The organism is Nocardiopsis sp. TNDT3, from assembly GCF_003427465.1.
GTDB lineage: Bacteria > Actinomycetota > Actinomycetes > Streptosporangiales > Streptosporangiaceae > Nocardiopsis > Nocardiopsis dassonvillei.
Genome location: NZ_QPFC01000089.1, coordinates 1 through 8314 on the forward strand (window position 1 = coordinate 1; position 8314 = coordinate 8314).

Here is an 8314-nt window from a genome sequence, read left to right on the forward strand (position 1 = left end):
CACGTGCGGGGCGCGCCCCTGTCCCCAGTCGCCCCGGACATGGGGCCGCCCGGTGACCGGCCCGCCCGGCGCGCGGGGTCAGTCCGTTGCGCCCAGCCGGGAGATCTCCTTGCTCACCGCGCGAAACCCCTGTTCGAGGGCGCGCAGGTCCTCCATGGGCAGGCCCATGAGGATGTCGTCGCGAAAGGGCCGCGCCACCATCAGCCGCCGCACGACCGAGGCGCCCAGGGGCGTGGCGCGGAGGCGGCGGACGCGCTGGTCGTCGGGGTCTGCCGAGCGCTCGGCGACACCGTGGGCCACGAGCCGGTCGAGCACGCCCGACATCGACGCCATGGAGACGCCGAACGACTCCGACAGCCCCCTGCCCGTCGCGCCCTCCTTCGTGGTGACCAGGACCATGAGCACCCTGAGCTGCTGGATGGTGAGGTCCATCGACAGCAGGTTCTGCAGGAGGGCGGCCATCACGGTCTCCTCCATCATCCCGTTCAGGGTCTGGATCTCGCGCACGATGCGTTCGCGTTCGTGTTCGCCCTGTTCGGTCGCCTGTTGCCGCATAGCCGCCATGATAGAGCGCCGCGACGGGCGCCCCCCGACCCCAAATACTTAGCCTGATGCTAAGCTTTTTGGCGCACGGTTCAACGACACCGCCGCCGCATCGGGATGGCAGCCGCCCGGATCCCGTTCCACGCTCCCGTGAGCACCACGGCCATCCCCCGCGCGAGCCCGGCGCCGCGTCCGCGTCGCGATGCGACGGCAACGAAGTGAGGACGGCACATGGGCACAGCCTCCGACACGACCGCCGACACCGACGACCGCACCGGGGAGATCGACCTCGACGCGCTGCGGGCCAGGTACGCCCGCGAGCGCGACCGCCGCGTCCGCCCCGACGGCACCGGCCAGTACCGCTCGGCCGCGGGCGAGTTCGGCTACTACGCCAAGGACCCCTACACCCCCCGGACCGAACGCGAACCGCTGACCGACACCGTGGAGGTGCTCGTGATCGGCGGCGGCTTCGGCGGCCTGACCACCGGCGCGCGGCTGCGCCAGGCGGGCGTGGAGTCGATCCGGATGATGGACGAGGCGGGCGACTTCGGCGGAACCTGGTACTGGAACCGCTACCCGGGCATCCACTGCGACATCGAGTCCTACTCCTACATGCCCCTGCTGGAGGAGGTCGGCTACGTACCGAAGTGGCGCTACGCACCCGGCGAGGAGATCCGCCGCCACGCCGTGGCCGTCGCCGAGACCTTCGGGCTGTACCGCGACGCCCTGTTCCACACCCGCGCCACCGCGCTGACCTGGGACGAGGACGCTGACGAGTGGGTGGTGGAGACCGACCGCGGCGACCGGATGCGCGCGCGGTTCGTCATCACCTCCTCGGGCACGCTCACCCAGCCCAAGCTGCCGGGCATCCCGGGGATCGACACCTTCAGGGGCCACACCTTCCACACGAGCCGCTGGGACTACGGCTACACCGGCGGTGACCAGAACGGCGGCCTCACCGGCCTCGCCGACAAGAGGGTCGCGGTCGTGGGCACCGGCGCGACCGGTGTGCAGGTCATCCCGCACCTGGGACGCGACGCGAAGCACCTGTACGTGTTCCAGCGCACCCCCTCCTCGGTGGACGTGCGCGACAACCGCCCCACCGACCCGGAGTGGGCGGCCTCCCTCAAGCCCGGCTGGCAGCGCGAGCGCATGGAGAACTTCCTGGCGATCGTCTCCGGCGAGCGGGTCGAGACCGACCTGACCCGCGACGGCTGGACCTCCACCGCCCGGCTCCAGCGCAAGATGATCTCCGGCGCGCTGGACACCAGCGTCCCGGCCGAGGAGCGCGAGCGGATCGACGAACTCGTGGACGCCCGCAAGATGAACCAGATCCGGGCGCGCGTGGACGAGGTCGTGGACGACCCTGCCACGGCCGAGCTGCTCAAACCCTGGTACCGCTACATGTGCAAGCGGCCCTGCTTCAGCGACCACTACCTCCAGACCTTCAACCGGCCCGACGTCACCCTGGTGGACACCGCCGACCACGGCGGCGTCACCCGCATGACCGAGGACGCGATCGTCGTCGGGGACGCCGAGTACCCCGTGGACTGCGTCGTCTTCGCCACCGGGTTCGACGTGGGCGTGTCCGGGGTGATGTCGGGAACGCTGCCGGTGCGCGGGCGCGGCGGGCGCGACCTGCTGGGGTCCTGGAGCCGCGGGCCCAGCACGCTGCACGGCTTCTACAGCAACGGGTTCCCGAACCTGTTCCACCTGGGCGCGCTCCAGAACGCCAACTCGGTCAACTTCGCGCACATCCTGCTGGAGCAGGCCGAGCACATCGCCGCCGTCGTCGCCGAGGCCCGCAAGACCGGGGCCCCGGTGGTCGAGCCCTCCCAGGAGGCCGCCGACGCGTGGGGCCGGACCGTCCGGGAGAGCGCGCACGACAACTCGGCGTTCCAGGCCGAGTGCACGCCCGGCTACTACAACCGCGAGGGCGCGGGCGTGCACGGCGGGTTCTCCTACAGCCCCGGCCCCGTGGCCTTCCACCGGCTGCTGGCCGACTGGCGCGGGAGCCGCATGCACGAGGTCCTGAACGCGCGGTCCTAGCCGGCCCGGACGCCTCCGTGGGCGCTCCTTCCTGGGCGCCCACCCTCCGGGGCGTGTCCGGCGCATGTCCGCCCCGCCGCGCGGCGGGGTGGACGTGCGCCGAACACGCTCCCGGACCCCAGACACCTGATCCCAGACCCCGAGGGAAACGTATGGAACAGCACTGCCCCAGGCCGCGACGAACGGTGGCCGCCCGCGCACTCGCCGCACTGGCCCTGACCGGCGCGGCGGCCGGATGCGCCGCCCCCGCCGCCACCGGCGAGGACGGCCAGGACGGCGGAACCGAGCGCACCGCCGAACTCCTGGTCCAGGTGACCTCCGTCCACGAGGAGACGGGGATGACCCTGCTCGAAGGCCCGACCTTCGACGCCGACGGACGCCTGCTCGTCGTGGACGTCACCGCCCCCGCCGGGGAGCCCAAGGTGCTCCGGGTGGACACCGGAACCCGGGAGGTGACCCCGGTGTTCACCGACGAGACCGGCGCCTACACCTCCGCGCAGTTCAGTCCGCACGACGACCGGCTCTACCTGACCGACTTCGCCGGTGGGAAGATCGACAGCATCACCCCCGAGGGCGAGGACCACACCACGTTCTTCTCCGGGGAGGTCGACGGAGCGCCGATGAACCCCGACGACCTGGCCTTCGACGAGGCCGGGAACATGTACGTCAGCGACTCGGCCGGGTTCGACGGTCCGGCGTGGGAGGCCCGGGGCAGGGTCGTGCGCGTCGACCGCGACACCGCGGAGGCGACCGTCCTGGCCGAGGAGCTGCCCGCGCCCAACGGCATCTCGTTCACCGCGGACTTCTCGGGGCTGTGGGTCGGCCAGTACGGCGCCAACCGCGTCGACCACTACGCGCTGAACGAGGACGGCACTGAGGTGGAGACCTCCCACGCCGCCCTGTACTTCGACGGAGGCACGAGCCGGATCGACTCCATCGCGGTGGACGCCGACGGCAACCTCTACCAGGCCGTCCACGGCCAGCCGCGCATCTTCGTGTACAGCCCGCTCGGTGAGCACCTGGCGACGGTCGGCGTCCCGGCCGACGCCGCCGAGGGGCTGTACTCGGCCACCAACGTGGCCATCGCACCGGGGACGACCGACGCCTACATGACCGTCAGCGGGGACGACGGCGGGTTCGTCTACTCCTTCGACGCGCTCGCCGAGGGGATCCGCCAGTCCAACGGCGGCTGACCGTCCGCCCCCGCGGGGGAAGGGACGGAACCGGTCGCGCGGCCCGCCCGGGAGCACGTCGACCGGCTCCCGGGCGGGAGGGCCCGGGTCACGCGCGTCCAGGTGGCGGGGCGACGGGCCGTCCCGCCCCAGGGGGCACGTCGGCCAACCCCCGAACCCACAGGAGACCCGGGTCACAACCACCCGTGTCACAGGCTGTCGGGCTGTCTCGTCTCAGGGGGTGTAACCGACGACGACCGCGAAGGAGCACCCCATGGACGCGAGACTCGACTACTTCACCAGCCCGGCCGCGGGCAGGGCCGTCAAGCCCTTCATGTCCGTGGGCAGGGCCCTCAGGGACTCGGCGCTGCCGAAGGCGACGCAGGAACTGGTGGCGCTGCGCGTGAGCCAGATCAACGGCTGCGCCGTCTGCCTGGACATGCACACCAAGGACGCCGCCGCTGCCGGTGAGACCGCCGTGCGGCTGAACCTGGTCGCGGCGTGGCGGGAGGCCACGGTCTTCACCGACGCCGAGCGCGCCGCGCTGGAGCTGGCGGAGGAGGGCACCCGGGTCGCGGGCGCGGCGGGCGGGGTCAGCGACGAGGTGTGGGAGCGCGCCGCCGAGCACCACGACGAGGAGCAGCTCACCGCCCTGGTCATGCTGGTCTCGTTCATGAACGCCGTGAACCGGCTCAACATCATCACCCGGCAGCCCGCCGGAAGCTACGAGCCCGGGCAGTTCCACTAGGTTCCGGCACGGGGCCCGGCGGCTGCGGACTTCGGGTTCCGGCCCCGGGCCCGGGGGCGGACCGGTCGGCGCGAGCCGCCCGTACCGGGGAGTACGGCCGGGCGGAAGGGCTTGGGAGAGGGGCGGGTCGGCGTGGGCAAGGTGGAGGACTTCGAGGAGCTGCGGCCGCTGCTGTTCTCGATCTCCTATCGGATCCTGGGCAGCGTGAGCGAGGCCGAGGACGCGGTGCAGGAGACGTGGCTGCGCTTCGACCGCTCGACGACCCGCCCCGCGTCGACCAAGGCCTTCCTGTCGGCCGCGGTGACCCGGATCTCGATCGACGTGCTGCGTTCGGCGCGCGTGCGGCGGGAGGAGTACGTCGGCCCGTGGTTCCCCGAGCCGCTGCTGAGCGACCCCTACCAGGACCCGGCGCGGTCGGTGGAGCTGGCCGACTCGGTGTCGATGGCGGCGCTGCTGCTGTTGGAGCGGCTCAGCCCACTGGAGCGGGCGGTGTTCCTGTTGCGGGAGGTGTTCGCCTTCGGGTTCGACGAGGTCGCCGCGGCGGTGGGGCGTTCGGAGGCGGCGTGCCGACAGCTGCTCGTGCGGGCGCGGCGGCACATGGCGACCGGGCGGCCGCGGTTCGCGGCGGACCGTCGCGAGCAGCGGGAGCTGGCGACGCGCTTCTTCGACGCGCTGGAGAACGGCGACGTGGACGGCCTGCGGGACCTGCTGGCCGCCGACGCGCAGTTGGTCGGGGACGGCGGCGGCCGGGCCCCGCAGCTGGCCAGGGCCGTCACGGGCGCGGCGGGCGTGGCCCGTCTGCTGGGCACGGTCTTCCCCGAGCTGCTGGGGATCGGCGTGTCGTTGGAGCCGCACGAGGTCAACGGCCAGCCCGGTGCGCTCCTGCGCGACCGGGACGGCCGGGTCCTCCAGGCGCTGGTCCTGGATGTGCTCGACGGGCGGGTCCAGACCGTGCGCGGGGTGATCAACCCCGACAAACTGGGCCACCTCGGCCCGGTCGCCGACGCCTGGGCCGTGGACCGCGAGGTGAGGCGGGCCCGGAAGCGGTCGCGCTGACCCCCGGCCGGGACCGGACCCGATCGGACCGGCCTCGACCGGTGGGCGGGCCGAAGGCCGGGCCGCAGGGTCGTGCGGGGGGCCGTACGAACCCCCCGTTCAGACGGTCTGGTTGACGCGCACGAGGTTGCCGGACGGGTCGCGGAAGGCGCAGTCGCGGACCCCGTAGTCCTGGTCGATGGGTTCCTGGACCACGTCCGCCCCGGCCGCCTCCAGGCGCTGGAAGAGGCCGTCGAGGTCGTCGGTGGCCAGGGTGATCGCGGTGTAGGTGCCCTTGGCCATCAGCTCCAGGACGGTGCGGCGCTCGTCCTCGGTGACGCCGGGGTCGACGGCGGGCGGGTGCAGCACGATGGAGGTCGCGGGCCGTCCGACCGGCCCGACGGTGATCCAGCGCATGTCCTCGTAGCCGACGTCGTTGCGGACCTCGAACCCGAGGAGGTCGCGGTAGAAGCCCAGGGCGGCCTCGGCGTCGGTGTGCGGCAGGAAGGCGTGGTGAATGGTGATGTCCATGCCCCCAACGCTAGGTCCGGCTACGGGGAGCGCGCTTCTTGATTCCTGACCGGTCTGGTCACCTGTTTGGCCAGGCAGGGCGGGATGCCCGCCGCCGCCCGCGAGTGGTCGCGGCGGTAGACGCTCGGCGGCACGCCGACCAGCTCGGTGAACCTCGTGCTGAACGTGCCCAGCGAGGACGAGCCCACCGCGAAGCAGACCTCGGTGACGCTGAGGTCCCCGCGCCGCAGCAGCGTCATCGCCCGTTCGATCCGCCGGGTCATCAGGTACGAGTACGGCGACTCACCGTAGACGCGGCGGAACTCCCTGCTCAGGTGTCCGGCCGACATGTGCGCCCCGCGGGCCAGCGCCTCGACGTTGAGGGGCTGGGCGTACTCGCGGTCGATCCTGTCGCGGACACGGCGGATGGCGGCGATGTCGCGCAACCGCTGTTCCCGTGCGTCCCTGTCGGCCATGGACGCCATCATCCCACGCCGCGCCCGGGGCGGACCGGCCCTGCACAGGGCGGGGGCGCCGCACCCGGACGCGGCCCTCAGCGGCCCGCGTGCCGTCGGGAGCCGGACCGGCGGCAGTCGGGGTAGGGCACGAGACGGAGGGTCGTGGCTGCCGCCTCGGGGCTGGTGATGGCCCTGAGGCGGCTGGTGGCGTAGTGACCGTACTTGGCGCGGTAGGCGGCGTCGATCCGGTCGTTGAGGCCGGGGTCGGCGTCGACGAAGACCACGTTCCTGGCGACCCGGCCGACCCGGACGCGTCCCCTGGGGCGCACCCGGGTGCTCCGGTACCAGTCGGAGACGCGCCCGCTCAGCGAGCGGACGTAGAGGTCGTCGCCGTCACGCACGACCCAGACGCGCCCGCGGCTGTCCGGCCGTCCGTCGACGCGCAGGGGCGCGAGCCGCAGCTCCTCCGCGTCCGTGATCCTGGCGAGCTCCTCACTCGTCCACGTCGTCATCGTGCTGCTTTCCCCTCCTCGGGTCGGGTGTGGTGGGTCCGCCGTGCCCCGCACGGCCGCGGTCTCGGCGGTCGGGTCCGGTCGCGGCGGACCCGCACGCGGACACCTCGGGGGCGAAGGCGAACGGGCCCCCGCGGGGGGGGCGAGGTCGTCCGTCTGTTCCCCGGTCCGGGAGCGGGGGCCGCGGGCTCCCCCGGCGGCTCCGGACACGTTAGGTGTCCGAACGCGGGGAGGAGGCGGCCGGGTCGCCGTCGGCCGCCGGGGCCCCGTCCCGCTCGCGTTCGGAGGTGACGGCCCAGCTCGCCAGCAGGTCCAGTCCCTCCGCGGAGGGCGAGCCAGGCTCGGCGCTGTAGGCGAAGAGCGACAGGCCGGGGTCCGCGGTCAGTTCCATGGCCTCGAAGCCCAGCTCCAGCCTGCCCACGACGGGATGGTGCATGGTCTTGGTGCCCGTGCGGTGCTGGTGGACGTTGTGCGCCGCCCACCGGGTCCGGAAGTCCTCGCTGCGCGTGGACAGCTCTCCCACCAGGTTCGACAGGGCACGGTCGTAGGGGTCGCGTCCGACAGCGGTGCGCAGGACGGCGACGGTGTCGTTGGCCGCCCGCTCCCAGTCGGGGTAGAAGTCCCGCGCGCGGGGGTCCAGGAAGGCGAACCGCGCGTAGTTGGCGGGCCGCCCGGACATGTCCAGGACCTGCGCGTACAGGGCGCGGCCGAGCCGGTTCGCGGCCAGGATGTCGAGCCGCCCGTTCTGCACCACCGCCGGTGCGCCGGTCATCGCGTCGAGGATCCGCTGCACGCCGGGCCGCACGCGCTGGCGCGCCGACCGGCGTCGGGGCCTGCCCGGCGCCTCCCCCGCCGTGCGCGCCAGGTCGAACAGGTGGGCGCGCTCGGCGTCGTCGAGCCGGAGCGCCTGGGCCAGGGCGTGCAGGACGCTCTCGGAGACGCCCTTGAGGTTGCCCCGCTCGATGCGGGTGTAGTAGTCCACGCTCACCCCGGCGAGCATGGCGAGTTCCTCGCGGCGCAGGCCCGGCACCCGCCGGTTGCCGCCGAAGGCGACGAGTCCCGCCTGCTCGGGGGTGATCCTCCCCCGTCTGGTGGAGAGGAAGTCCCGGATCTGGTTGCGGTGGTCCATGTCCTCCAGGCTAGGAAGCCGAACACGCTCGTGGGAGGTCCTGTCGTTACCCCGAACAGGAGGAACTCCCTCGGCCGCCGGACGGGGTCCGCCGGTGGCGGTCCGGGCGGAGGCGTTCGACGCCGCGGGCCGCTCCGGGGGGATCCGCCGGGCGGCGG

At 73.1% G+C, this 8314-nt stretch carries 9 protein-coding genes; 4 read left to right on the forward strand and 5 right to left on the reverse strand.

Translation table 11 applies throughout. The features are described 5' to 3' along the window. Positions 1-78: 78 nt before the first annotated feature. Positions 79-555: a MarR family winged helix-turn-helix transcriptional regulator gene (locus DQW06_RS02555; RefSeq protein ID WP_041552577.1), complete on the reverse strand. Its 477-nt coding sequence runs from the start codon at positions 553-555 to the stop codon at positions 79-81. A 219-nt stretch (positions 556-774) separates the two neighbouring features. Here DQW06_RS02555 and DQW06_RS02560 point away from each other — a divergent pair, with 219 nt between their 5' ends. The 4 genes from DQW06_RS02560 (at position 775) to DQW06_RS02575 (ending at position 5568) form a co-directional block, all read left to right on the forward strand. Next, positions 775-2592, forward strand: a complete 1818-nt coding sequence (locus DQW06_RS02560; protein ID WP_071621928.1) for an NAD(P)/FAD-dependent oxidoreductase — start codon at positions 775-777, stop codon at positions 2590-2592. 152 nt (positions 2593-2744) lie between these two features. Beyond that, complete coding sequence (locus tag DQW06_RS02565) at positions 2745-3785, forward strand: SMP-30/gluconolactonase/LRE family protein (RefSeq protein WP_013152732.1); 1041 nt, start codon at positions 2745-2747, stop codon at positions 3783-3785. Between the two features lie 253 nt (positions 3786-4038). After that, positions 4039-4512 carry a carboxymuconolactone decarboxylase family protein gene (locus DQW06_RS02570; RefSeq protein ID WP_013152731.1) on the forward strand — a complete coding sequence of 158 codons (474 nt, stop codon included), beginning with the start codon at positions 4039-4041 and terminating at the stop codon, positions 4510-4512. Positions 4513-4644: 132 nt separating this feature from the next. Next, entirely contained in the window at positions 4645-5568 is a 924-nt protein-coding gene (locus DQW06_RS02575; RefSeq protein WP_071623186.1) for an RNA polymerase sigma-70 factor, read from the forward strand. Positions 5569-5667: 99 nt separating this feature from the next. On the opposite strand, the gene DQW06_RS02580 is transcribed toward DQW06_RS02575, so the two are convergent. The 4 genes from DQW06_RS02580 to DQW06_RS02595 form a co-directional block, all read right to left on the reverse strand. After that, positions 5668-6078 (reverse strand): VOC family protein, encoded by a 411-nt coding sequence (locus DQW06_RS02580; RefSeq protein ID WP_019611340.1) that lies wholly within the window; start codon positions 6076-6078, stop codon positions 5668-5670. A gap of 20 nt (positions 6079-6098) precedes the next feature. Next, positions 6099-6533, reverse strand: coding sequence for a helix-turn-helix transcriptional regulator (locus DQW06_RS02585; RefSeq protein ID WP_071621927.1), 435 nt, complete (start codon positions 6531-6533; stop codon positions 6099-6101). Between the two features lie 77 nt (positions 6534-6610). After that, complete coding sequence (locus DQW06_RS02590; RefSeq protein WP_117197888.1) at positions 6611-7027, reverse strand: DUF2255 family protein; 417 nt, start codon at positions 7025-7027, stop codon at positions 6611-6613. Positions 7028-7238: 211 nt separating this feature from the next. Beyond that, positions 7239-8156 (reverse strand): helix-turn-helix transcriptional regulator, encoded by a 918-nt coding sequence (locus DQW06_RS02595; protein WP_117197889.1) that lies wholly within the window; start codon positions 8154-8156, stop codon positions 7239-7241. Positions 8157-8314: the final 158 nt, after the last annotated feature.

What these genes read in the sequence shown, in the direction of transcription:
- DQW06_RS02595 (WP_117197889.1), bottom strand. Translation starts at nt 8,156, where the DNA reads ATGGACCACCGCAACCAGATCCGGGACTTCCTCTCCACCAGACGGGGG.
- DQW06_RS02555 (WP_041552577.1), bottom strand. Translation starts at nt 555, where the DNA reads ATGCGGCAACAGGCGACCGAACAGGGCGAACACGAACGCGAACGCATC.
- DQW06_RS02585 (WP_071621927.1), bottom strand. Translation starts at nt 6,533, where the DNA reads ATGGCCGACAGGGACGCACGGGAACAGCGGTTGCGCGACATCGCCGCC.
- DQW06_RS02580 (WP_019611340.1), bottom strand. Translation starts at nt 6,078, where the DNA reads ATGGACATCACCATTCACCACGCCTTCCTGCCGCACACCGACGCCGAG.
- DQW06_RS02565 (WP_013152732.1), top strand. Translation starts at nt 2,745, where the DNA reads ATGGAACAGCACTGCCCCAGGCCGCGACGAACGGTGGCCGCCCGCGCA.
- DQW06_RS02590 (WP_117197888.1), bottom strand. Translation starts at nt 7,027, where the DNA reads ATGACGACGTGGACGAGTGAGGAGCTCGCCAGGATCACGGACGCGGAG.
- DQW06_RS02570 (WP_013152731.1), top strand. Translation starts at nt 4,039, where the DNA reads ATGGACGCGAGACTCGACTACTTCACCAGCCCGGCCGCGGGCAGGGCC.
- DQW06_RS02560 (WP_071621928.1), top strand. Translation starts at nt 775, where the DNA reads ATGGGCACAGCCTCCGACACGACCGCCGACACCGACGACCGCACCGGG.